Source organism: Sutcliffiella horikoshii, assembly GCF_044809035.1.
Lineage (GTDB): Bacteria > Bacillota > Bacilli > Bacillales > Bacillaceae_I > Sutcliffiella_A > Sutcliffiella_A horikoshii_G.
The window spans coordinates 3,153,287-3,178,307 of the sequence record NZ_CP085237.1; the positions used below are offsets into that span (position 1 = coordinate 3,153,287).

22 protein-coding genes and 1 riboswitch are annotated in these 25,021 nt (G+C 42.4%); of the genes, 1 reads left to right on the plus strand and 21 read right to left on the minus strand.

Features of this window, described 5'->3' with window-relative positions:
- Positions 1 to 4: 4 nt before the first annotated feature.
- From LG307_RS16495 to LG307_RS16530, 8 genes are all read right to left on the minus strand, one after another.
- On the minus strand, positions 5 to 1,090 hold the full coding sequence (locus tag LG307_RS16495; protein ID WP_404444209.1) for a GerMN domain-containing protein: 1,086 nt from the start codon (positions 1,088 to 1,090) through the stop codon (positions 5 to 7).
- Positions 1,091 to 1,232: 142 nt separating this feature from the next.
- Positions 1,233 to 2,042, minus strand: coding sequence for a glutamate racemase (gene racE, locus LG307_RS16500; RefSeq protein ID WP_404444212.1), 810 nt, complete (start codon positions 2,040 to 2,042; stop codon positions 1,233 to 1,235).
- 9 nt (positions 2,043 to 2,051) lie between these two features.
- Positions 2,052 to 2,507 (minus strand): MarR family winged helix-turn-helix transcriptional regulator, encoded by a 456-nt coding sequence (locus LG307_RS16505; RefSeq protein ID WP_063560031.1) that lies wholly within the window; start codon positions 2,505 to 2,507, stop codon positions 2,052 to 2,054.
- Between the two features lie 216 nt (positions 2,508 to 2,723).
- A complete protein-coding gene (gene gerE / locus LG307_RS16510) occupies positions 2,724 to 2,948 on the minus strand; it encodes a spore germination transcription factor GerE (protein ID WP_047972062.1) in 225 nt (74 codons plus the stop codon).
- A 117-nt stretch (positions 2,949 to 3,065) separates the two neighbouring features.
- A complete protein-coding gene (locus tag LG307_RS16515) occupies positions 3,066 to 3,530 on the minus strand; it encodes an acyl-CoA thioesterase (protein ID WP_404444215.1) in 465 nt (154 codons plus the stop codon).
- Positions 3,531 to 3,964: 434 nt separating this feature from the next.
- Complete coding sequence (gene sdhB, locus LG307_RS16520) at positions 3,965 to 4,732, minus strand: succinate dehydrogenase iron-sulfur subunit (RefSeq protein WP_404444218.1); 768 nt, start codon at positions 4,730 to 4,732, stop codon at positions 3,965 to 3,967.
- Complete coding sequence (gene sdhA / locus LG307_RS16525) at positions 4,729 to 6,489, minus strand: succinate dehydrogenase flavoprotein subunit (RefSeq protein ID WP_404444221.1); 1,761 nt, start codon at positions 6,487 to 6,489, stop codon at positions 4,729 to 4,731. The genes sdhB and sdhA overlap by 4 nt, the downstream gene beginning before the upstream one ends.
- Positions 6,490 to 6,517: 28 nt before the next feature.
- Positions 6,518 to 7,126: a succinate dehydrogenase cytochrome b558 subunit gene (locus LG307_RS16530; RefSeq protein ID WP_060664849.1), complete on the minus strand. Its 609-nt coding sequence runs from the start codon at positions 7,124 to 7,126 to the stop codon at positions 6,518 to 6,520.
- A 353-nt stretch (positions 7,127 to 7,479) separates the two neighbouring features.
- Here LG307_RS16530 and LG307_RS16535 point away from each other — a divergent pair, with 353 nt between their 5' ends.
- The gene (locus LG307_RS16535) at positions 7,480 to 7,911 is read left to right on the plus strand and encodes a YslB family protein (protein WP_226680283.1); all 432 of its coding nucleotides are present in this window, start codon (positions 7,480 to 7,482) and stop codon (positions 7,909 to 7,911) included.
- Positions 7,912 to 8,218: 307 nt separating this feature from the next.
- On the opposite strand, the gene LG307_RS16540 is transcribed toward LG307_RS16535, so the two are convergent.
- The 13 genes from LG307_RS16540 to polX form a co-directional block, all read right to left on the minus strand.
- Positions 8,219 to 9,460 (minus strand): aspartate kinase, encoded by a 1,242-nt coding sequence (locus tag LG307_RS16540; RefSeq protein ID WP_404444224.1) that lies wholly within the window; start codon positions 9,458 to 9,460, stop codon positions 8,219 to 8,221.
- A gap of 224 nt (positions 9,461 to 9,684) precedes the next feature.
- A riboswitch (Lysine riboswitch) is annotated at positions 9,685 to 9,871 on the minus strand.
- A 70-nt stretch (positions 9,872 to 9,941) separates the two neighbouring features.
- Complete coding sequence (gene uvrC, locus LG307_RS16545; RefSeq protein ID WP_404444227.1) at positions 9,942 to 11,714, minus strand: excinuclease ABC subunit UvrC; 1,773 nt, start codon at positions 11,712 to 11,714, stop codon at positions 9,942 to 9,944.
- Positions 11,715 to 12,051: 337 nt separating this feature from the next.
- Entirely contained in the window at positions 12,052 to 12,366 is a 315-nt protein-coding gene (gene trxA / locus LG307_RS16550) for a thioredoxin (RefSeq protein WP_010195744.1), read from the minus strand.
- Positions 12,367 to 12,770: 404 nt separating this feature from the next.
- Positions 12,771 to 13,748: an electron transfer flavoprotein subunit alpha/FixB family protein gene (locus LG307_RS16555; RefSeq protein WP_404444230.1), complete on the minus strand. Its 978-nt coding sequence runs from the start codon at positions 13,746 to 13,748 to the stop codon at positions 12,771 to 12,773.
- A 196-nt stretch (positions 13,749 to 13,944) separates the two neighbouring features.
- Positions 13,945 to 14,718 carry an electron transfer flavoprotein subunit beta/FixA family protein gene (locus tag LG307_RS16560; RefSeq protein WP_404444233.1) on the minus strand — a complete coding sequence of 258 codons (774 nt, stop codon included), beginning with the start codon at positions 14,716 to 14,718 and terminating at the stop codon, positions 13,945 to 13,947.
- Positions 14,719 to 14,783: 65 nt separating this feature from the next.
- Positions 14,784 to 15,557: an enoyl-CoA hydratase gene (locus LG307_RS16565; protein ID WP_404444236.1), complete on the minus strand. Its 774-nt coding sequence runs from the start codon at positions 15,555 to 15,557 to the stop codon at positions 14,784 to 14,786.
- Between the two features lie 35 nt (positions 15,558 to 15,592).
- Positions 15,593 to 16,180 carry a TetR/AcrR family transcriptional regulator gene (locus LG307_RS16570; RefSeq protein WP_404444239.1) on the minus strand — a complete coding sequence of 196 codons (588 nt, stop codon included), beginning with the start codon at positions 16,178 to 16,180 and terminating at the stop codon, positions 15,593 to 15,595.
- 155 nt (positions 16,181 to 16,335) lie between these two features.
- On the minus strand, positions 16,336 to 18,024 hold the full coding sequence (locus LG307_RS16575; protein ID WP_404444242.1) for an AMP-binding protein: 1,689 nt from the start codon (positions 18,022 to 18,024) through the stop codon (positions 16,336 to 16,338).
- Between the two features lie 131 nt (positions 18,025 to 18,155).
- Positions 18,156 to 19,334, minus strand: coding sequence for a cation:proton antiporter (locus LG307_RS16580; protein ID WP_404444244.1), 1,179 nt, complete (start codon positions 19,332 to 19,334; stop codon positions 18,156 to 18,158).
- On the minus strand, positions 19,334 to 19,828 hold the full coding sequence (locus LG307_RS16585) for a cation:proton antiporter regulatory subunit (protein WP_404444247.1): 495 nt from the start codon (positions 19,826 to 19,828) through the stop codon (positions 19,334 to 19,336). The genes LG307_RS16580 and LG307_RS16585 overlap by 1 nt, the downstream gene beginning before the upstream one ends.
- A 635-nt stretch (positions 19,829 to 20,463) precedes the next feature.
- Positions 20,464 to 20,871 carry a DUF350 domain-containing protein gene (locus tag LG307_RS16590; protein ID WP_404444250.1) on the minus strand — a complete coding sequence of 136 codons (408 nt, stop codon included), beginning with the start codon at positions 20,869 to 20,871 and terminating at the stop codon, positions 20,464 to 20,466.
- A 14-nt stretch (positions 20,872 to 20,885) separates the two neighbouring features.
- Positions 20,886 to 23,243, minus strand: coding sequence for an endonuclease MutS2 (locus LG307_RS16595; protein ID WP_404444253.1), 2,358 nt, complete (start codon positions 23,241 to 23,243; stop codon positions 20,886 to 20,888).
- A 28-nt stretch (positions 23,244 to 23,271) separates the two neighbouring features.
- Positions 23,272 to 24,993, minus strand: coding sequence for a DNA polymerase/3'-5' exonuclease PolX (gene polX, locus LG307_RS16600; RefSeq protein ID WP_404444256.1), 1,722 nt, complete (start codon positions 24,991 to 24,993; stop codon positions 23,272 to 23,274).
- Positions 24,994 to 25,021 lie beyond the last annotated feature (28 nt).

Below are 25,021 nucleotides of genomic sequence, written 5' to 3' on the forward strand. Positions count from 1 at the left end.
CACGTTAAAACCTGCCTGTGTTTACTTTTTCAGGGCGTGCTACAGGCTCTGAAATGTTTGTTCCGTCTGTAGCCATCAAGTCGCCTTCTCCATCAACGGTAATGGCAATGCTTTCTACACCTGTTTGTTCTGTAAGTGTCAACACTAATGAGTCAACAATGGACTTTGATACCATTCTTCCTTCAAGGCCAAGAATAGCCTCATTAAAATTTAATACCAGGTTTCCATCGACAAGCACCGGCTCATCCAAAAGCGCAACTTCGTTCGTCAAGTCATTTGTCAGCCCTGAAGTATGGGAAGGACCGTTAACTAGCGCATCTACAATCGCAGAAAATTTATCTTTGCCATCTAAGCTTAAACGCGTTGTAACAGGTACATAGTACGGATCACCATTACTGCTTTCCGCCATAAAGTATAATGTTACAGCACGAGAACTCATTAAATCCACTGCATCCGCAGTATCATAGTTGATTCCATTTGCTCTGCTCACACCATCACCAATCGGTGTCTGATTGACAGGCATCACTGTTTGTTCATGCCCGTTCACCATGATTTGAACTTTTTCCACATTTTCAAACTGTGTCAATGTCCAAGTGATGGCTTGAAGAATTCTTTGTTCATCTGCTCCATCGTAATTAGCAAATTCTTTGGAGAAGTCAGCTACAATGGTGCCATCTTTTTTGAGATTCACATCGACCTCTGTCCCTGCAGGTAAAACGGCTCTAAAACCGTTTGGAAGCATTTCATCAACAGGACCGCCAGCAACTAAGTATTCAAGTGCTTGTTTCGCCACTTCATCCGTTTTCGGAAGCTCCAATGTTTGCGAAACAACATATCCATTGCTATCAATTAAGTATACTTCTCTTTGCACATTTTCTGAAACAGTTGCTTCTTCCCCATCTGTTTCTTCCCCTGTTGTATCCGTTTCTGCACCAGTTTCACTCGCAGCATCATCTACATAGGAAACATCTTGCGGAATATCCTCTTCTTTTCCCGCTTGCTCGTCACCTCCAAATAATCCGCATCCAGATAACAATACAGAAGAAGCAAGCACGGCAGCAGCAGTCAATTTTACTTTTTTATGAGACATAGGTTTCCCTCCTAAGACGGTTTGTACTAATATGTATACGAGCTATTCCAAAAAATAGACCGAGCTTCGGAAAAAGTTTTGTCCACTTAAATGAACGCAAAAAAAACAAGACGGAAAGCTTCCGTCCTGTTTGCACCATTCTTTATATCCCAATCGGATCCAACACTATCGTCTTTACATTTTCAATAGGCTGTTCGAAAAGCTTGCTTGCTATCTTTTCAAAAAGCTCTTTCGAACCGGTAGTGTAAAATTGATGATGTTCTGTTCGTTGTTTCTTATTCAAAAGCTTTTTGAAGTTGAGGATCGTACTAACTTCACGAGCTGTTTCATCACCAGAGCTGATCAGTTGAATTCCCTCTCCCATCACAGCCTGAATGGTAGGCGTTAAAAGGGGATAATGCGTGCAGCCAAGAATCAGCGTATCTATTTTCGAACCTTTAAATAGGTGAAGGGTGTCTTCCACTATTTCTTTTGCACGTTCTCCCTCAAATTCGCCACTCTCTACTAACGGTACGAAGTTTGGACATGCCAAACTTTCTACCTGCACTTCGTTATTAATGGATTTCAGGGCATTGGCATAGGCACCGCTGTTAATCGTCCCCACTGTTCCAATTACACCAACCTGATAATTAGATGTAACCTTCAAGGCCGTTCTGGCCCCTGGGTCCACCACTCCGATTACCGGTATGTCTAATTGCTCCCTGATCTCATCCAACACAACAGCCGTTGCTGTATTACAGGCGATCACAAGCATCTTTATATCATGGGTCAATAAATACCTCGTCATCTCCCAAGTATAGAGGCGAACTTCATCAACTGGCCTTGGTCCATAAGGGCAACGCGCGGTGTCCCCAAGGTATATAATGCGCTCTTTCGGCAACTGCCGCATAATTTCTTTTGCAACGGTCAGCCCGCCGACACCAGAATCAATAACTCCAATTGGTCTTTGCAACTAAATCCCTCATTCTTTCATTTCTAGATGTAATCGTGCTAAACACTTTTCTAACATGAAAATTTCATCTTTGGAATAGTTCTTTAGTATGTTTTGCAAATAGTCCTGGCGTTTTTTTACCACTTCTGCAATAATGCGCTCTCCTTCTTCTAAAAGGTGAATGCGCACCACGCGGCGATCATTTGGATCTTTCACGCGCTGAACAAGTTCATTCTTTTCCATGCGGTCCACAAGGTCTGTAGTCGTACTGCAAGCCAAATACATTTTGGTGGACAATTCACCGATGGTCATATCGCCACCTTCAAGAAGCCATTGCAACGCAACAAATTGTGGCGGAGTAATCGTGTAATTGCTTAAAATTTCGCGACCCTTTTGCTTTACCAAAGTCGCTATGTATCTCAATGATTTTTCAATATCTGCTACTAATTGCGGATCCTGCAATACTGCTTCATTCTGATTAGTCATTCTCGACCCTCTTTCTTCCCTTTTACTTTTTTATCTGAACATAGATGTCATGTAGTAAATTTGTCTAGTATGTTTATTTTCTTATGTTTTCATATAAAATGCAAGATGTAAAGGTTTATAAACATATTTGTCCACATAGAAATACTTGGTTTAATCAAAATAAATAACCGACTACCACTCGTAACTGGATGGTTAGAAGATAGTCGGCAGTTTAAATTAAAGCTCTAATTCTCCCATGCGAAGAAGCTCGACAACTGCTTGGGATCGCCCCTTAACTCCCAGCTTTTGCATAGCATTTGAAATGTGGTTCCGAACTGTCTTTTCACTGATAAACAACTCACCAGCAATCTCTTTGGTTGTCTTATCCTGAACTAACAGCTCAAATACTTCTCTTTCTCTTTTGGTAAGCAATGGCTTTGGTTGAAACTCTTTCTCCTTCAATAATTGTAACCCTCCTTGCCTTAGCCAGAGCTGAACTAGCGGATGGGTGTATATTTAGTCATGGTATAATATGTTAGATGGAGGGCGGGAGTTACATGTATTTAGACGTATTTATCATTATTTTTTCAATGTTACTCTCGAAAGGAAGAGATTTCGCTGTTCCTCGCTCCAAGCTTCCCCTTTTCCAGTGTGCTTATTTAGCTGGACCATTCTCCCTCTTCCCACGAAACAAGGCTCCCCATTCCCCTTTCTACCTAGGTAATGCAGATCAACAGAAGAGGTTCCTACTTGATTTGCTTTTACACATATCTCGAGTTCATCCCCAAAATAAACCTGCTGCAGGAAATCACATTGCAAGTCTGCTACGACAGGAATCGTATTGCTTCCAGCCTGTGTCCAGTCCTGCATGAAACCAAGACTCTTGAAAAATTCTATTCTCGCTTCTTCAAAATAAACGAACGGCACGGTGTTATTCATATGGCCGAACATATCTGTTTCGGAAAATCTCACTTTTACTCGGTGACTGAATGAGAACTCATTCATCCATTGTTGCAAATCTTCTATATAAGCTGGCTTTTTCATGCCTGTACCTCCCTTAAGTTAAGAAATATATAGGTTTTGGTTATAACTCCCTGTTTCCTTACGTTCCAAGTGTTCGCTTTCCGCGGGACGGTGCTTGAGCCTCCTCGGCTTCGCCTGTGGGGTCTCAAGCTACCGTTACTCCCCCGCTGGAGTCTCACACCTTGCACTTCAGTCAACAGGGGGAACTACTTTGGTTATTATATATATTGAATGGAAGCTCATAGTTGATTGTAGTGGAAAGCGCGCAGACTTCCGCGGGAGGAAGGGACAGGGGAGACCCCGCAGGCTTGCCGAGGAGGCTCCCGGACCGCCCGCAGAAAAGCGAAGCGCCTGGAACGGAAATCAACGGTGGTTTAAATCATTCTGAATTTTCTAACATGTGCTTTTGTAAAAAACGCCCCTTTTAGGTAAGAGGCGTTCTGTTGGTTGTTTGATTAGCCTTGGTCGGAACCAAAGAAGTTTCTGAACATTTGAACCGTCGTGTCGCGGTTAAGCGCAGCGATAGATGTAGTAAGCGGGATACCTTTCGGGCAAGACTGCACACAGTTCTGTGAGTTACCGCAGTTAGCAAGGCCTCCGTCTCCCATGATTGCTTCTAGACGCTCAGATTTGTTCATCTCCCCAGTTGGATGCGCGTTGAATAGACGCACTTGGGAAAGTGGTGCTGGCCCGATGAACTCAGACTTGCTGTTTACGTTCGGACAAGCTTCCAAACAAACGCCACATGTCATACATTTAGATAGCTCATATGCCCATTGACGTTTTTTCTCCGGCATACGAGGACCAGGTCCAAGATCGTATGTGCCATCGATTGGAATCCAAGCTTTCACCTTTTTCAAGGAATCGAACATACGGCTTCTATCCACTTGAAGGTCACGAACAACAGGGAATGTGCTCATTGGCTCAAGAACGATAGGTTGCTCCAATTGGTCCACAAGCGCTGTACAGGATTGACGCGGCTTGCCGTTGATGACCATGGAACACGCTCCACATACTTCCTCCAAACAGTTCATATCCCAGTTTACAGGAGTCGTTGATTTCCCTTCATTATTAACAGGGTTACGACGAACTTCCATCAGTGCAGAGATTACGTTCATGTTCGGGCGGTAAGGTAATTCAAATGTTTCATAATAAGGGGTTCCCTCGGGACCATCTTGACGCTTCACTTTAAACGTTACAGTTTTAGTTTGTTCAGCCATCATTCTTTACCCCCTTTTTTCTTAGAGTAGTCACGTTTACGTGGCGGAATCAAGCTTACATCTACCTCTTCATAGAAGAATTCAGGTGCAGATTTAGAACCTGTGAACTTCGCCATTGTAGTTTTTAGGAATTCCTCGTCATTACGCTCTGGGAAGTCCGGCTTATAGTGGGCTCCACGGCTCTCATTACGGTTGTATGCACCGATTGTGATAACACGAGCTAACTGAAGCATATGTTGCAGCTGACGAGTGAACGCAGCACCTTGGTTGCTCCATTTTGCTGTATCGTGGATGTTGATATTATCATAACGCTCCAGAAGCTCTTGGATTTTCTCATCCGTTTGCTTCAGCTTGTCGTTGTAACGAACAACTGTTACGTTGTCAGTCATCCACTCTCCAAGCTCTTTATGAAGCACATAAGCATTTTCTGTACCGTTCATTGTCATAATCTTGTTCCACTTTGCTTCTTCTTCTTTTACATAGCGATCGAAAAGGGAAGATGAAAGGGAATCTGTGGATTTTTCCAAACCGTTCATATATTCTACTGCTTTTGGACCGGCCACCATACCACCGTAAATTGCGGATAGTAAGGAGTTCGCTCCAAGACGGTTTGCACCATGCTGAGAATAATCACACTCACCTGCAGCAAATAGGCCAGGGATGTTTGTCATTTGGTCATAATCGACCCAAATCCCACCCATGGAATAGTGAACGGCAGGGAAGATTTTCATTGGAACTTTACGTGGATCGTCACCCATGAATTTTTCATAGATTTCAATAATTCCACCAAGCTTGACATCCAATTCTTTCGGATCTTTATGAGAAAGATCCAGATATACCATGTTTTCTCCGTTAACACCAAGTTTTTGGTTAACACACACATCGAAGATTTCACGAGTCGCGATGTCACGTGGTACAAGGTTACCGTAAGCTGGATATTTTTCCTCAAGGAAGTACCAAGGCTTACCGTCTTTATATGTCCATACGCGTCCACCTTCTCCACGAGCTGACTCACTCATAAGACGTAGTTTGTCATCACCAGGGATGGCTGTCGGATGAATCTGGATGAACTCACCGTTCGCATAATACGCACCTTGCTGATACACGATGGATGCAGCAGAACCTGTGTTAATTACAGAGTTTGTTGATTTTCCGAAGATGATACCAGGTCCACCAGTTGCCATAATGACGGCATCTGCAGGGAATGATACAATCTCCATGCTTGTAAGGTTTTGTGCGACAACCCCGCGGCAAACGCCTTCGTCATCGATAACAGAACCTAAGAACTCCCAGCCTTCATATTTTGTTACAAGACCGGATACTTCGTGACGACGAACTTGCTCGTCCAATGCGTATAACAGTTGCTGACCTGTTGTTGCACCAGCAAATGCTGTACGGTGATGCTGCGTTCCGCCAAAGCGTCGGAAGTCGAGTAACCCCTCAGGAGTACGGTTGAACATAACTCCCATACGGTCCAATAGATGGATGATTCCAGGTGCCGCTTCACACATTGCTTTTACTGGAGGTTGGTTCGCTAAGAAGTCCCCACCATATACGGAATCGTCAAAGTGTTCCCAAGGAGAATCCCCTTCTCCTTTTGTGTTTACTGCCCCGTTAATTCCACCCTGGGCACAAACTGAGTGAGAACGTTTAACTGGTACTAATGAAAATAGATCAACTGGTACACCGGCTTCAGCGACTTTGATGGTTGCCATCAATCCCGCAAGTCCACCGCCGACCACGATAACTTTTTTACTCATATGTAACTCACTCCTTAATAGTTGCTGATTAAACGAATGCTAGAATTGCACGAACACCTACGAAAGATAATGCAAAGAAAATCCCGATAGTTACGTAGGTCGCAATAAGTTGAGAACGAGGAGTTACTGTAATTCCCCAGCTTACACAGAAAGACCATAGTCCATTTGCAAAGTGGAAGATTGTTGCAATTACCCCAACAAGATAGAACCAGAACATGAACGGACTAGATAGAATGTCTGCCATCATGTTGTAGTTAACGTCCGCACCAAGTGCAGCTGCGATTCTCGTTTCCCATACATGCCATACGATAAAAATTAATGTAACGATTCCTGTAAAGCGTTGAAGCATAAACATCCAGTTACGAACAAATCCATACTTGCTTACATTGTTTTTTGCTGTAAAAGCAATATATAAGCCGTAGATAGCGTGGAATAGGATTGGAAGAAAGATTACAAAAATTTCTAGTGCATAACGGAACGGCAAGCTTTCCATAAAATGTGCCGCTTTGTTGAATGATTCTGGCCCTTTTGTCGCAAAGTGGTTGATCACCAAATGCTGAACCAAGAAAAGACCAACAGGAATGACTCCTAGTAACGAGTGGAGCCTACGAAGTAAAAATTCACGTTCAGTTGCCATCACTTAACCCCCTTTTTTCAAGTAAGAAAATAGATTAGATGTTTTGTAAGTTCTGCTTTTCACTATCTATTATAGTAAAAAATCATTGAACTCTCCATCTTGTTTTTTAAACTTTCAATAAAATGAAAGCCTTTACAGATTTATCGACAAATATGTGACATATTTATTTTACTCCCCTATATGTGTAGCGTCAAGAAAACGCGACCAAAAATTGCACTTTTAAAAATACTTTTATTGCCTTTTAATTATCAGAAAAATATAAAAATATATTACTAGAATAAAATACTCCATACGTTTCATTTATTAACACGGTCGGATGGTATATAATGATGATAGAGAAAGAGGGGAACTAAATGACTGAATCGAACAACCAACAACAAGTGATGGACACACAAATTCAAGTCCCTATCTTCGGGTACGAACTGATCCGCGATATGCTCCTACCTGACCTATTGGGGAAAGATCATACCCAGGTCATCTATTGGGCGGGAAAACAACTCGCACGCAAGTTTACAATTGATACTCAGGAGGGAATCGGCCAATTTTTTAAAGAAGCTGGCTGGGGAGAGCTTGAATTATTGGAACAAAACAAGCATGAAGTAAAATATGTGATCCGCGGGGAAATGGTAACGCGCCGTCTTGACTTAAATAAAGACGCCACCTTCCAGCTTGAAGCAGGATTTCTTGCTGAGCAGACTCAACGCCTCAAAGGCAAAACTGCGGAAGCGATTGAAGAACAGAAAAAGAAAAAAGAGATACTGATTACGGTACAGTGGGATAAGTAATGAATTGTGTTGCTGCCTCCAGGGTGGTTAGCCTGAGCTAGAATCTTTAGTTATTGGCTTTTTACTGCCTGACGGGTGGCAATTTAATAGAACATGTCGTTCCTTGTCGAACGGCATGTATTTTTTATTTTCGGACAGTATTTTGGTGCGTTTGGCTCGTATTTTCGTTTTACGGACAGTATTTTGCTCCGTTTGGCTCGTATTTCTATTTTATGGACAGTAAATACCTGTCGTACCCTTATTTCAGTTAAAAAAGCACCCTCTCCACATAGAAAAGGGCACTCCACAACCAAAAACTACTATTCTTTTAGCTTAATACTCTCTCAACAGATTCTTCTCCAAGTCTAAATGCCACATGTAGTGCCTCAACCGCGCGAACCATCTCGGTAACGTCCACAACGGTAGAAACTTTAATCTCTGATGTGCTGACCATTTTCACGTGAATGCCTTCAGTAGCTAACACTTGGAACATTTCCGCCGCAACCCCTGGATTTGATACCATACCGGAACCAACGATTGACACCTTTGCCAAGCCGCTCTCCTGCTCAATACCAGTGAACCCGAGACGCCCTTGATGCTGTTCTAACACTTCAATCGTTTCTTTTACGTCTACTGTTTTAACAGAGAAAGAAATGTTCGTTGTATCTTTATCCATGCTCGTTTGAATGATGATATCCACATTCAAGCTGTGCTGAGCTAATGTTGTGAATATTGTGGATAATGTATGTAGTTCATTTGGCAAGCCACATACAGTAATGCGGGTGATTTGGTCTTCGAATGCTATTCCTCTGACAACTAGATTTTTTTCCATGGATACTTCCTCCTCAATGATCGTTCCTTCTTCCTCTTCCATACTGGATCGCACAACCAGCTGTACGCCATAATTTTTTGCGAATTCAACCGCACGTGGGTGAAGTACACCTGCACCTAAGTTTGCCAGTTCCAGCATTTCATCATAAGCAATTGCCGCAAGCTTTCTTGCACCTTTCACATAACGAGGGTCTGTCGTGAATACTCCCGTCACATCTGTATAAATATCACACTTCTCCGCAGTCAAGGCAGCCGCTAATGCAACCGCTGTTGTATCCGATCCGCCTCGGCCGAGCGTAGTAATTTCGTTGTTTGCCGTAATTCCTTGGAAGCCCGCAACAATAACAATCTTACCTGCATCCAAATAACTTTTTAACAAATCTGTTTCAATATGTGTAATTCTAGCGTTTCCGTGTACAGGCTCTGTACGAATTCCTGCCTGCCAGCCTGTTAGGGATACTGCTTCATGACCTCTAACTTGCAGTGCCATTGCCAATAAGGAGATGGTGATTTGTTCCCCTGTTGTCAAAAGCATATCCATGTCGCGTTTACTTGGATGGGGGTTAATCGCATTTGCTAACGTTAGCAGTTCGTCTGTTGTTTTGCCCATTGCTGATACGACGACAACCACTTTGTTGCCGTTTTCCACTTCATTGATGACTCGACTTGCAACGTGCTGAATTCGTTCAACCGAGCCCACTGATGTTCCTCCGAATTTCTGTACAACAATCGTTGACATGTGCACCATTCCCTTTTCATTGATTAGTTCTGTTTAACGACGCAGTTGATTTCCGCCCAGGGCTCCAATCAACAGCTAAGTATTTACAGAATTTGTAGTCTCATCATAATGTTAGATAGCTCTCAGTACGCATTTAGCCATGGCAGCTTTTTTTGGATATAAAAAAAACAGCAATGAGCTAATGTCTCATTGCTGTGATTGGTAAAATAAAGAATCCGTTCACGCGGTGAGATAGCTCTCCAGGCAGCACAAAGACAACCTGACAGTCCTACATTTCTTAAACGCAGAACCAGTAAAAAAAAGAAAAAGAGACTTTTTTTTACTTCGGCGATCCTCCCCTTTCCGTAATCATCTCGGAAGCTCTTTCTTCTCCGATTACATACTTTTGAAGTTCGCACCTCTATCATCACTTCATCGATTTGAAGTGGCACATTATGAAATTACTAGTGATTATATCAGACAATAAGTTTCCTTACAACACCTATTCACGAAGTTTTTTAAAAATTTCTTCAGCTATGGGCTTCGGTATTTTGGCAGCTTGTATTTCCTCCACAGTGGCCTCTTTCATCTTCGCGACAGATCCAAAGTGTTTCATGAGGGTCTTTTTCCTTGTTGCCCCAACGCCTGTAATTTCGTCAAGTATGGATTGAAATATACTCTTACTTCTAATTTGACGATGAAAAGTAATCGCAAATCTATGGACTTCATCTTGGATTCGTTGGAGAAGATAGAACTCTTGACTGGTCCTCTCGAGCGGAACGATCATGGCATCTTCGCCTGCGAGCAGGTTGCTCGTTCTATGTTTATCATCTTTGGCAAGACCGACAATCGGAACAAATAGGTCCAGTTCATTTTCAAGGACGTCCCTAACAGCACTCATATGACCTTTCGCGCCATCAATTACAATCAAGTCCGGTAGAGGTAACGATTCTTTCAGCACACGAGTATACCTTCTCCTCACTACTTCCCGCATGGATTCATAGTCATCAGGTCCTTGGACACTTTTAGTTTTGTATTTCCGATATTCTCGTTTCTCCGGTTTTCCATCGATAAATACAACCATTGCCGAAACGGGATCTGTTCCTTGAATATTGGAGTTATCGAATGCTTCAATACGATGCGGCGTCATGATGCCCAGGATTTCACCAAGATTCTCTACAGCTTTTATCGTTCGGCTTTCATCTCGTTCAATCAATGAGAACTTTTCACCGAGTGCAACTTTTGCATTTTTGTTTGCCAGATCCACCAGCTGTTTCTTTTTCCCCCGTTGCGGCTGAAGCACATTGGTTTGAAGTAGTTCTTGTGCAACCGGAAGGTCAATTTGACTAGGAAGCATCACTTCTTTTGGGACAAAGTGGTTCTGCTTGGAATAGAACTGCCCGAGAAATGTTAGGAAATCCTCTTCCGGCTCATTGTAAATCGGGAACAATGACACATCTCGTTCGATCAGCTTGCCTTGACGGATAAAGAAGACCTGAACGCACATCCATCCCTTGTCAAAAGCAAATCCGAAAACGTCCCGGTCAACAAAGTCATTCATCTCCATTTTCTGCTTTTCCATCGTTGCTTCGATGTTGATGATTTGATCCCTGAATTCTTGCGCCCGTTCAAACTCCAGGTTTTCCGAGGCTTTCATCATTTTGTCAGTTAACTCGTTTTTGACTTCCTTATAGCCACCGTTTAGAAACCGGACAATTCCATCCACCATTTGCTTGTTCGTTTCTTCGGATACGTGTTCCACACATGGAGCAAGGCACTGACCCATGTGATAGTAGAGGCATACCCTGTCTGGAAGTGTCATGCATTTTCGAAGGGGGTATATACGATCGAGCAGTTTTTTCGTTTCATTTGCCGCTTGAACATTTGGGTAAGGTCCATAGTACTTTCCTTTATCCTTTTGCACTTTGCGGGTGATTAATAGACGGGGATGCTTCTCCGCTGTAATTTTTATAAAAGGATATCGTTTGTCATCTTTTAGCATGACATTATATTTAGGGTTGTGTTTTTTAATCAGGTTCAGTTCCAGTATCAGCGCTTCGATATTGGAAGACGTCACAATATATTCAAAGTCCACAATCTCATTTACAAGCCGGAGGGTCTTCCCGTCATGGCTTCCTGTAAAATAAGAGCGCACACGATTTTTGAGCACCTTCGCCTTTCCGACATAGATGATGGTTCCTTGACGATCCTTCATCAGGTAACATCCCGGTTGGTCAGGCAGTATAGCAAGTTTTTCTTTTAATGAGTCGTTCAACAGTTCTTCCTCCCAACCTAAGATTTTCGTATGTAATCTATTATACCTTGTTTCGCACGTATGTTCCATTTGGAAGTATCAGGTTGGTCGGAGAGGATGAAGTGACAGGTGCGGGGAATTTTGTTGGTTTTATTGATATATCCCGAAATTTCTTGATATAACCAAAGTTTTCTTGATATATTTCGTTTTTTCTTGATATAACCGCAAATTTATTGATATATCCTGATTTTTCTTGATATATACCAAATTTTCTCGATATCGCTACCTCGGCCTCCTGATTATAACTCTTTACACGCAAAAAGCCCGGTCACAGGGACCGGGCTTTCTCCAAAACGCCTTATGCGTGTTTGTTTAATAGTTCAGCCAAAGCTTCTTTCGGTTGGAAACCTACCGCTTTGTCTACTACTTCACCGTTTTTGATAACAAGTAAAGTCGGGATGCTCATTACGCCGAATTTTCCAGCAGTTTCTTGGTTCTCATCCACATCAACTTTTACGATTTTCACTTTGTCGCCCATGTCTTGATCTAATTCTTCAAGAACTGGAGCGATCATTTTACAAGGTCCGCACCAAGGCGCCCAGAAATCAGCAAGAACTAAACCTTCGCCAGTTTCTTGTGTAAAGTTTTGGTCAGTTGCATTTGTAATTGCCATGTTAAATTCCTCCTAAGCCTTTTATCTCACAATTAACAATATATGCTGTTAATGTGTTCTCTGACAGATGGAAAATCTTTCAGAGATTTAATATAGGTAAAGTATAGCATTTACCACATAGGGTTGCTAATTATTTGCTTCAGTATAGGTTTACCCGTTTTCCGGGTTTTTATTTCATGGGGAGATTCTCGAATACACCGCTGGGGATTTCCGCAAATGGCTTCGCTTTCCGCGGGGCGACCTTGAGCCTCCTCACAACGCTTGCGGGGTCTCAACAATGTCGCTACTTCCCCCGCTGGAGTCTTCGCCATTTGCTCCAATCCCCAGCTAGGTTATCCCTTATTCAATCCAACACACCAAAACAGCCAAGCACCTAAAGTGCCTGGCTGTTTATTGATTTAAACTTAGTTTGTTACTAACAATTTTTTGAATTCAGCTGTTAACATTGGTACTACTTCGAACAGATCACCAACGATACCGTAGTCAGCTACTTTGAAAATATTTGCTTCTGGGTCTTTATTGATTGCCACGATTACTTTGGAGTTGGACATACCAGCTAGATGCTGAATCGCTCCGGAAATACCGCAAGCAATGTAAAGGTCAGGTGTTACTACTTTACCTGTTTGACCAATTTGTAATGAGTAATCGCAATAGTCCGCATCACATGCTCCACGGGAAGCACCGACTGCAGCTCCAAGCACGTCTGCCAATTCTTTTAACGGCTCGAAACCGTCTGTGGATTTCACTCCACGTCCACCTGCTACCACAACTTTCGCCTCGGAAAGATCTACACCTTCTGTAGCTTTACGAACGACTTCTTTAATGATGGTGCGAAGATCCTTCACATCTACATCAAGGGAAGATACGTCACCTGAACGTGACTCATCTTTTTCAAGGGATGCAATATTGTTTGGACGCACTGTCGCAAAAATAACGCCGTCCGTTACGATTTTCTTTTCAAATGCTTTACCGGAGTAGATTGGTCGAGTGAATACAAGGTTTCCGCCAACCTCTTCTACTTCCGTTGCATCGGAAATTAAGCCGGAATTTAATTTGGATGCCAATTTAGGGGATAAGTCTTTCCCTAAAGCTGTATGTCCAAAAATAATTCCTTCTGGGTTTTCAGATTCAATCACTGCCATTAATGCTTGGGAGTAACCATCAGATGTGTACGCTTTCAAGTTTGCGTGTTCTACTGTAATAACTCGGTCTGCACCGTAAGCGATCAATTCTTGAGCAAGAGATCCTACGCCTTCCCCAACTAGTACAGAAACTACTTCTCCACCTTCTGCTACTGTTTTACCTGCTGCAATTGCTTCGAATGATACATTACGCAATGCGGAATCACGCACTTCTGCTAATGTTAATACTTTTCTTGCCATGTTTGTCTCCTCCTGTCCATGTATCTATCTATAAAATCTTCATAACAACGCTTTTTGATTTCCGCAGCTGGCTTCGCTTTCCGCGGGGCACTTGGTGAGCCTCCTCGGCAAGCCTGCGGGGTCTCACCTAAGCGCTACCTCCCGCCGGAGTCTACGCCATCTGCTCCAATCAAACGCTAAATGTTTATATGACGTATTAGATAACTTTCGCTTCGTTTCTTAGTGCGGAAACTAATTCCTTAACTTGCGCATCCAATTCACCTTGAAGCACGCGACCTGCTTCTTTTTTCGGCGGAAGGTAGATTTCAAGCGTTTTTGTCTTCGCTTCTACATCGTCCTCCTCTAGATCTAAATCATCTAGTTCTAGTTCTTCCAGAGGCTTTTTCTTTGCCTTCATGATCCCTGGAAGAGATGGATAACGAGGGTCATTCAACCCTTGTTGTGCTGTTACAAGCAATGGAAGGGATGTTTCAATCACTTCGGAATCTCCTTCCACATCGCGCACGATAGTAGCTTTTCCGCCTTCGATATCAAGCTTCGTGATGGTTGTTACGTAAGGAATATCCAATAATTCCGCTACACGTGGTCCAACTTGACCGGAACCGCCGTCAATTGCTACGTTACCGCCGATAATCAAGTCAGCATCTTTGTCTTTTAAGAATTCTGCCAAGATTTTTGCCGTTGTAAATTGGTCTCCGTTTTCCACGTCATCTTCCGTGTTGATCAATACCGCTTTGTCAGCACCCATCGCAAGTGCCGTGCGAAGTTCTTTTTCTGCCTCTTCGGTTCCTACTGTTACGACAGTTACTTCACCGCCATGCGTGTCTCTTACTTGAATTGCTTCCTCTACCGCATACTCGTCATATGGGTTGATAATGAATTCTGCACCATCTTCATTTATGCTGCCATTTGAAACAGTTAGTCTTTCCTCCGTATCAAATGTTCTTTTTAATAAAACAAAAATATTCATCACAGTACCTCCTATTTAAACATTATTTTTATTATTAATATTCAGATTTTATATTATAAAAAAAATTACTTCCCTTTGAACTCGGGAGCTCTTTTTTCCATAAACGCAGTAATACCTTCCTTGCCATCTTCAGATGTGAAGACTTTACCGAATAATTGTGCTTCTCTGTCTACCCCTTGATAAAATTCTTCATGCTTTGTGTATCGGGACAATTCAATGACTGAAACAACGGAGATTGGTCCTTTTTGTGCAATTTTTTTCGCCATCTTCAAAGCTTCATCCATTAAAACTTCTTCATCGACGGCTTTATTGGCAAGTCCCCATTGAACAGCTTCTTCTCCTGTTAATGTGTCGCTTGTGAACAGCATTTCAAACGCCTTAGCAGAACCAACCAATTTCGGCAGGCGCTGTGTTCCGGCAAAACCGGGAATTAAGCCCAGTTGCAATTCAGGAAGCCCAAGCTTCGCAGTTTTTGTAACCAATCGGATATGGCATCCCATTGCAAGCTCCAGGCCGCCGCCTAATGCTGCACCGTGGATGGCTGCGATAATCGGTTTTGGGAAGTTCTCCATTCTTTCAAAAAGATCCTGGCCAAATTTAGCAAGTTCAGCAAATTCTTCACCTGTTTCCACCGTGGTAAATTCTTTAATGTCCGCACCAGCAGAGAAAAATCTACCTTCTCCGTGAAGCAGGACCACTCTTACTTCTTCTTGCTTTTCTAGGTCATCCATCAATAATGAAAGCTCTTTCAAAACTGCGGATGACAAAGCATTCGCAGGGGCTTTGTTGATGGTGATGAGAGCAATCCGATCTTCTACTTTCATTTGCAAGAATTCCATGATTAATCCCTCCTTATGTAAAAACACAGAGCTACTTAAGGGGTAGCTCCAAACCCTTTGATTAATAATTCATGTACTCTTGGTGCAATCGATGTGAGATCATATTTTTGGTCATTCATGACCCAAGTGGTGATCGTTTCATCAATCGTACCGAACACCATTTGTCTTGCAAGACGGACATCCAAGTCTGAACGTAGCTCGCCGTTCTTTGTACCCGCCACCAGAATTTCATCCACAACATGTAAATACCCTTTTAACACTTCGTTAATCTTCAAACGAAGTTCTAAATTGGATTGCCTTAACTCCAGTTGTGTTACGATGGCAAGATGGTGATCTGCAGCAAGCAGAGAGAAGTGTTTTTCTATCAACGTTAATAATTTCTCTGTTGATGTCGATTTTCCTGCAATTTCTTGACGAATCTTTTCGATAAAGTATCCCATTTTTTCTTGAAAAAGAGAGATAAGGATATCTTCTTTATTTTTAAAGTATAGATAAATGGTCCCGTCTGCTACTCCGGCTTGTTTGGCAATTTTAGAAACCTGTGCCTGGTGGTAGCCGTTTTCCGCTATGACGATGACGGCTGCATCTATTATTTGTTTATATTTAGGCTTTTGTTGTTTCAAGCTTTTCGCTCCTTTTTAAAAATGAATGAATAATCATTCATATTTTCATGATACTGTACCATGAATAAACTGTCAATCATTATCTTATCATAATTTTAAAGCTAAATACTATAAAAAATAGAGAGAGGCTGCCTACAGCTCCCTCTCCATTACTATCATTTTGCTATTTTTTGCTTTTCTTCTTCCACCAATGCTCTTCTGAGGATTTTTCCTACAGCGGTCTTTGGCAGTTCGTCTCTGAACTCATAGTACCTTGGCACTTTGTAGGCTGCAAGGTGTTTTCGTGTATATTGGTCAAGTGCTTCTTCTGTTAAGTTGGATCCAGCCTTTTTCACGATATATGCTTTGACGGTTTCACCGCGATAAGGGTCTGGGATTCCCGCTACTACCACTTCTTGAATTTCTTCATGTTCATATAACACTTCTTCAATTTCGCGAGGATAGATATTGAATCCGCCTGCAATGATCATATCTTTTTTACGGTCCACCACATAGAAATAACCGCGCTCATCCATATATCCTAAATCCCCAGTTAAGAGCCAGCCATCTTTCAAGACTGCTTCGGTTTCTTCTTTTCGGTTCCAATACCCCTTCATAATCTGTGGACCTCTTACTGCAATCTCCCCAATTTCTCCGGTCGCAGCCAACTCTCCATTTTCCATGGAAAGGATGACAGATTCCGTATTTGGCCAAGGAATACCGATACTACCTGACACTCTTTCATGCCAAAGGAAATTGGCATGCGTAACCGGTGATGCTTCGGAGAGTCCATATCCTTCTACCAGTTTTCCTCCTGTTACTCGTTCAAACTGCTCCTGCACCTCGACAGGCAGGGCTGCAGATCCACTGATACAAGAATCTATAGAAGATAAATCATATTTTTTTATATCAGGATGATTCAAAAGGGCAATATAAATGGTCGGTGCGCCAGGGAATAGTGTTGGCTTTTCCTTCTGGATGGTTTTCAATGTAGTTTCCGGGTCGAACTTTGGTAAAAGGATCATTTCGAATGCCTGCATGATGGAAAGGTTCATTACCGCCGTCATCCCGTATACATGGAAGAACGGAAGAATTCCAATCACCTTTTCCTGCGCCTTTTTGCATCTGTACATCCAATTCACACTCATGATGGTATTGGAGACGAGATTCATATGTGTCAACATGACACCTTTAGGGAATCCTGTTGTGCCTCCGGTATATTGCAGCAATGCAAGGTCTTCGTTAGGATTGATCGGCACATCAATGGTTTGCGCTTCGGATTGTTTAATAATTTCAGTAAACAAGTGGTTTTGTCCACTGTGCTCCACTTTCACCACAATCCCGTACTGTTTTTTCTGAACAAATGGGTACAGCATATTTTTGGGGAATGGAAGATAGTCCTTTATTCCCGTAACGATGACATGCTTTAATTTTGTTAGCGCTTTCACTTTTGATACTCTCGGATATAAAATATCCAATGTGATGATTATTTCGGAGCCTGAATCATTGACCTGGTATTCCAGTTCACGTTCCATGTATAAGGGATTTGTCTGCACAACAATCCCGCCGGCGAACAGAACGCCATAATAACTGATAACAGCTTGAGGGCAGTTCGGCAGCATGATGGACACTCGGTTACCTTTTTCCAATCCGAGTCCTTTTAAGTAGTTTGCCAGTTTTAAAGATTGATCATACACTTCTTCAAATGTTAATTTTTTTCCGAGGAAGCTAATAGCCGTTTTTGTTGGATATTCTTCCGCCGCTTGTTTCAAATAAGACTGCAAGGTTCTCTCTTCGAAGTTGATCTCATGAGGTATTTCTTCTGGATAAAGTGATAGCCACGGCTTATTCACTACGTGCTCCATTCCATTCCCTCCTCTTATCGGCCTGTACTACTACAAAAGGCCCATATCTGTTTGTTATAGTATATCAGTAATCCTATAAAAATTATAACATTTTTTTGATTTTTGCAAAAAATGAGGATGGACGCCGAAATTTAGCTAGGAACTTTCAACTTTATATCCTTATTTTTTCTTTTATTCCCATAAAGCATATTTAATAATTTTGGCGCAAAAATGAAAATCAGAATGCCCAACATCGCTGATATCAGGATGAACACACTGCTGAAAACTTTGGTGGCGCCAGTAGCGATAGATGCTATGACAACGGAGAACTCGCCTCGCGGTGTAAGGGAAAAACCAGCCCTTAAAGCCACCCTTTTCGAGAGCCCGTACCATCTACCCCCAATCATTCCAACCAAAATTTTCCCAAACAACGCCCAACCAATCAACGTCAACAATAAGCCTACATACGGCACTCCCTCGCCAAGGTCGATCGTCGTTCCAAAATGCATAAAAAAGATAGGAAGAAGCAAATCTCTAACCGGTAAGGTAACATGTTCTATATCTTCAGAGCGTTTCGTTTCCGCGAGCATAATACCTGCCAAAAAAGCTCCCAATACTTCAGATAAACCAAGTAGCAATGCGAGGCCTGCATAGCTAAGGGCAATCCCGACTGTCAGTAGGATGAAGATATCACTTCCCATTAATCGCTCAAAGAATTTCTCCAGGCGAGTGAAGCCGAACCGACCAATGACCATTGCCCCAACAGTCAAGCACAATATCTTCCCCAAAAGGATCATAAAGTCCATCCCTGTTATCCCAGTATCTGATGCCATTCCGATTAGAAGTGCAACAATGATTGGTGCCACAATATCTTCAAAAATGAGGATGGCAAGTATGTATTCCGACTCTGCATTCGCCAATCGTTTCGTGCTTTCCAATAGTTTAGCAGTAATGGAGGAACTTGTAGCGTAAAGAACACCTCCAATCAAGAAGGATGTCAGGAGGTCCAGCCCAAAGAAAAGGCAAATGACAGTAGAAAATCCAAAGTTTAAGACAACATCTAATAAGCCTGGTTTCCAAATTTTAATCGACATTTCCCTTAGTTTACTCAGAGGGAATTCCAAACCTAGTAAAAAAAATAATAGAACAATCCCAATTTCACTGGCAGTATGCAATAATTCGTTTTCTGAAATGAATGTTCCGATGCCAAGTCCTAATAATATATAGAGAATGACGCCAGGGATTTTTATCTTCCCTCCCACATATCCCATAACAAATAGAACAAGTAATATAACTCCTATGCTAAAAAGTATCGGAGCATCTTCATGCATCAGGTAGCAGACCCTCCCTCGCAAAGCTTAGTGAGTTTTTCAATTTGCGCTTTTTTCCCGCACACCATCAGAACATCCGCCTCATGAAGCTTTACATCCACATCCGGCACGGCGATATTATCTTCTCCTTTTACGATACCAATAATGGATGCACCTGTTTTCGTTCTTATTTTGGATTCCCCGATTGATTTTCCAATCAAGGAGGAAGCTTTTTTCACTTCAATCCACTCGATTATAATTTGCTTCTTAAATATTTTCATCTTGTCCATATCAACAGGCTGATAAATCGCTCCAAGCAGTTGGGCACCAAGTTCCCTTGTTTCATCTGAGGTCAACGAGATAGAGAAATCTGCCTCATCCTGATCGGGATCTTCAAAAAAATACAACTCCCTTTTACCTGAATGGTGAACAACCAAAACCACCATACTCCCTTCAGCTGTAACAAATGATAGCTTTTTCCCAATCCCCGGCAGTTCCGTTGTTTTAAATTGCATCTCAAGAACCCCTCCCTTACCACTTATATTCTCCGAAACCACCTTCTCTCCCTGCTCTAGAACTTTTCAGGGGTTAAAAAAACGACCAGTCCTTTATAGGGAAAAGCATTAGTTAGTGATTAATCGCCGCTTTTCCTTTCCGCAAATGGCTTCGCTTTCCGCGGGACGGTGCTTGAGCCTCCTCACTTCGTTGCGGGGTCTCAACCTACCGTTACTCCCCCGCTGGAGTCTACGCCATTTGCTCCAATCCACAGCTAGTAATTGTATATATGTAATGTTATTGGTTTATCAGTAACTCTTTAGATATCTTAGTTGAATGAAGTCACCTTGTTGATTGTAGTGGAAGGCGCGCAGACGCCCGCGGGAGGAAGGGACAGGTGAGACCCCTGAAGGCGAAGCCTGAGGAGGCTCACGGACCGCCCGCAGGCAAAAGAAGCGCCTGGAACGGAAATCAACCGGATTTTATACTTTTTTAACTTTTAAAAAAAGGAAGAATCAGCAATGTCAAATTTGCTTCTTCTTCCTCACTGTTATTAACTCTTTATGCAATAAAAAGATAAATGATTCCTATTACCACAAAAACAATACAGCATCCGATCAATACTTTTGCTAAAGTTTCCAAAGTTTCCTACTCCTTATCCAATACTTGCTCCGATAATAAATGATAATCCTACAGAAATAACAAAAGAGATAAATCCGACAGCCCAATTGCCCTTCCGAATTTCCTCATCGATATTAAAGCTTGGTGTTAAAAACTCAAAAATGAAATAAGCAAACAACAATAGAACAAAACCAACCGCTCCCCAACCAATCATGGTCAACAACGTATCATGATCACTGATAGAGTACCTGAAAATATTAGCGATCCCGAGTATTTTCCCGCCTGTTGCCATCGCTACTGCGAAATTGCCTTTTTTAATTTCTTCCATGTTTTTATACTTTGTCACTAGTTCAAAAATAGCCAGAAACAACACAAGGCACAGAACCACCACACTGAAATTGGCGGCTGTTCTGACTAATTCATTCTCCCAAAACCCAGACATATCAGGCTCCCCTCTTATTTCAGTTCGACGACGGTAACACCAGTGCCACCTTCAGACGCCTCACCAAATCGATAATTTTTAACGGAACGATGGTTTTTCAAGTAATTTTGCACCCCAACGCGCAAGGCTCCCGTTCCTTTTCCATGAATGATAGATACGCGGTGATAACCCGCCAGTGTCGCATCATCCAGGTATTTCTCCACTCTCATCAGTGCATTTTCAAAGCGTTCACCACGGAGGTCCAGCTCAAGGCTCACATGATAGTCTTTCCCTTTAATCGTAGCGAGTGGCTTCGTTTCCACAGGCTTCGGTCTGCTCACATACTCAATATCCTTCGTTTTTACTTTCATTTTCATGATGCCAATTTGAACTTGCCATTCTTTAGACCCCGTTTTTTCAATGAGATGTCCTTTTTGGTTTAGACCTAAGACCTTCACTTCGTCACCAGGCTCAAGCGTTTGACTGCTAGCTTCCTGCTTTTTTGTTGCTGCGGATTTCTTAACAGTAGGCACAGCACCTTCTAGTCGTTTTTTCGCATCAATTAACTCATGCTCTTTTACATTGGCATGCTGTTCCATTCGCATCTTACGCAATTCGCGAATAACCTTTTCTGCTTCTTCCTTCGCATCCTCCACCATTTTCTCGGCTTTTTCGGCTGCCTTTTCGAACAATTTATCGCGCTGCTCATTTAGCTCCTGCATTTGCTGCTCAAGATCTTCATGCAGCTGTTGAGACGTTTTTCTTATTTTTTCTGCTTCTTTCCATTCTTCTTCCGCTCTTTTTTGGGAAGCTTCCAAAGAAGCAATCATGTTTTCTACTTTGTTACTATCCTCACTGACAAAACCTTTGGCCCGTTCGATAACCTCCATGCCTAATCCCAGACGTTTAGAAATCTCAAACGCGTTACTTCTGCCAGGAACCCCAATCAGCAAACGATAAGTAGGACTCAATGTATCCACATCAAATTCCACACTCGCATTTACTACCCCTTCTCTGTTATATCCATAAGCTTTTAGTTCAGGATAATGGGTAGTCGCAATCACACATGCCCCTCGCTGATATACTTCATCTAATATCGAGATGGCAAGCGCCGCTCCTTCTTGAGGGTCTGTACCAGCACCTAGTTCATCAAAAAGAACAAGGCTTTCATGATCGACCTTTTTAAGGATATCTACAATATTAACCATATGAGAAGAGAATGTACTTAAGCTTTGCTCAATAGACTGCTCATCCCCGATATCTGCATATACAGCGTTGAACACGCCGACTTCCGATCCGTCTTGGGCGGGTACATGCAACCCAGATTGAGCCATGATGGTTAATAAGCCAAGAGTTTTTAACGTTACTGTCTTACCGCCTGTATTAGGACCGGTTATAACAATAGAGGTATAGTCTTTTCCGAGCTCAATCGTATTCGGGACCACCTCATCCTCATTGATCAAAGGATGTCTTGCCTGAACCAGCCTGATAAATTTATCGTCATTGATTTCAGGCTTCGTTCCACGAATATGCTTACCATATTTAGCTTTAGCAAACATAAAATCTATTTCCGCTAAAATATGAACGTTTTCAAGAAGATCGCGGGCCACTTCTGCCACTTCAGCTGAGAGATCTGCAAGTATACGATCTATTTCAAGCTTTTCTTTTACCTTCGCTTCCTGAAGGACATTGTTGAGGTCTACCACCTGCTGCGGCTCTATGAACAGTGTCGCACCTGAAGAGGATTGATCATGAACGATACCACCATAAGAACTACGGTATTCTTGTTTTACGGGAATAACATATCGCTCATTACGTATAGTAACGATGGCATCTGACAACATCTTTTGTGCATTGGAAGAGCGAATCATGCTCTCTAGTTTCTCGCGCACCCTAGATTCTGTTGATCTTAATTGCTGTCGTATTCCGCGCAGCTTGTCACTTGCCCCGTCGAGAACTTCTCCATACTCATCAATACAATTTTTTATGTTTCTCTCAAGCTCTGGATAAATGATTAGCTGATCCATATATTCTTTTAAAATAGGAATCGATATATCTTCTTCCAGCACGGTTTCCACAAAACGGTCTAGCTTTCTCGCCGCATAAATCGTACCTGCAATGTCTAGTAGTTCATGGGTGTTTAACGTCCCGCCAATTTCAGCCCGTTTCACATGTGCACGGATATCAGTAATTCCCCCAAGTGGAACTTCCCCTTTTAATCGGAGGACAGTTGCTGCCTCATCTGTCTGCTGCTGTCTTTTTACCACTTCATCAAAATTTGTGGCAGGCGTCAGCTGGGCCACTTTTTCTTTTCCTAATGAGGAGGCCGAAAAAGTAGCCAATTTATCTTTTACTTTATTAAATTCCAATACCTTTAAAACCCTCGGTTGCACGTTACCATAACTCCCTTCTGTCTTTACATTACGTATGGTGTCGTGTTAAAAATTTCTTTAACTCGTCCAGTGGCCAGGTGTTGATCACATTGTCTTTTCTTATCCAGCCTTTTCTTGCCGCAGCCACTCCCACTTCCATATGATCCAGCATGTCGATGCTATGGGCATCTGTATTGATGACAAGTTTTACGCCAGCTTCTTGAGCAAGTCGAACATAATGACTTGCAAGATCCAAGCGGTTCGGATTGGCATTCAGTTCAAGCGCAGTATCCGTTTCTTTTGCAAGCTGAATCAACATTTCCACATCCACATCATAACCTTCCCTGCGCCCAATAAGGCGACCTGTAGGATGTGCAATGATGTCTACATGATTATTTTCCAACGCTTTTCTCAAGCGGTCCATGATTACTTCTCTTTTTTGTGAAAAGCTTGAATGAATCGATGCGATGACAATATCCATCTCCTCCATTAATTCGTCATCATAATCCAGCGAACCATCCGGGAGAATGTCCATTTCCACACCGGATAAAATGGTAATATCATCGTATTTTTCATTAAGCTTCTTGATTTCTTCCTTTTGCTGTCTAAGGCGCTCAGGAGTTAATCCGTTTGCTACTTTCAAGTATTGAGAATGATCGGTTATTGCCATATATTTATACCCTTTTGCACGGTTTGCTTCTATCATCTCATCGATTGTGTAAGCCCCATCACTATAGGTGGAGTGCATATGAAGATCTCCTCGTATGTCATCCAGTGACACTAATGGTATCTCCCCATGCTCTAATGCATAATCCACTTCTGTGCCATCTTCTCTTATCTCGGGCGGTATGAATGGCAGGTTAAAATGACGGAAAAAAGCTTCTTCCGTTTTGAAGTGTTTCATTTCTCCCGTTTCCACATTTTCCACACCGTACTCACTGATTTTCTCCCCACGGTCTTTTGCAAGCTGACGCATACGTACATTGTGGTCTTTTGATCCTGTAAAATGATGAAGGGTGGTCGGGAAGCTTAGTGGCTCCACCATGCGGAAATCAACCGAAACATCATAATCATATTTTAGAATGATGGATACTTTTGTATCACCATTGGCGATAATTTCTGTCACCCTGTCCATTTTTACAAGCTGCTCCCGCACTTTTTCGGGTTCTGTTGTGGAGATGATAAAATCCAGATCTTTAATTGTTTCCCTGTATCTTCGCAGGCTCCCTGCACGAGAGTATTCTACTATACCGTCCACCGTTGCAAGGAACTGTTCAATCTGCTCGGCAATAGGCGTCATAAAGGAGATGGGTAAACGATCTGGCCGTTTTCCCACTTCCTCAATGGCAGCAAGGATTTTCTCTTCGGTTTTTTTACCAAAGCCGGCAAGCGCCTGCACCTTCTCTGCTTCACACGCTTGTTTCAAGGTTTCCATATCTACTACGTCCAGCTCTTGATAAAGTTTCGCTATTTTTTTGCCCCCAAGACCAGGCAATTTCAATAGAGGAATCAACCCTTCAGGAACTTCTTGCTGAAGCTCCTCTAAAACGGAGGATTTTCCCGTCTCCATAATTTCCTGAATGACAGAAGCAGTTCCTTTTCCAATCCCACTTAACTTAGTAAAATCCTCTATTTGACTTAAGCTTCTTTCATCGTTTTCAAGGGCCAGCGCCGCTTTGCGGAACGCCGAAACTTTAAAGCCGTTTTCACCCTTTAATTCCATATATGTCGCAATCGTTTCAAGCCATTTCACGATTTGTTTTTTATTCACGTTACCTCACCTGACCTTATGTAGACTT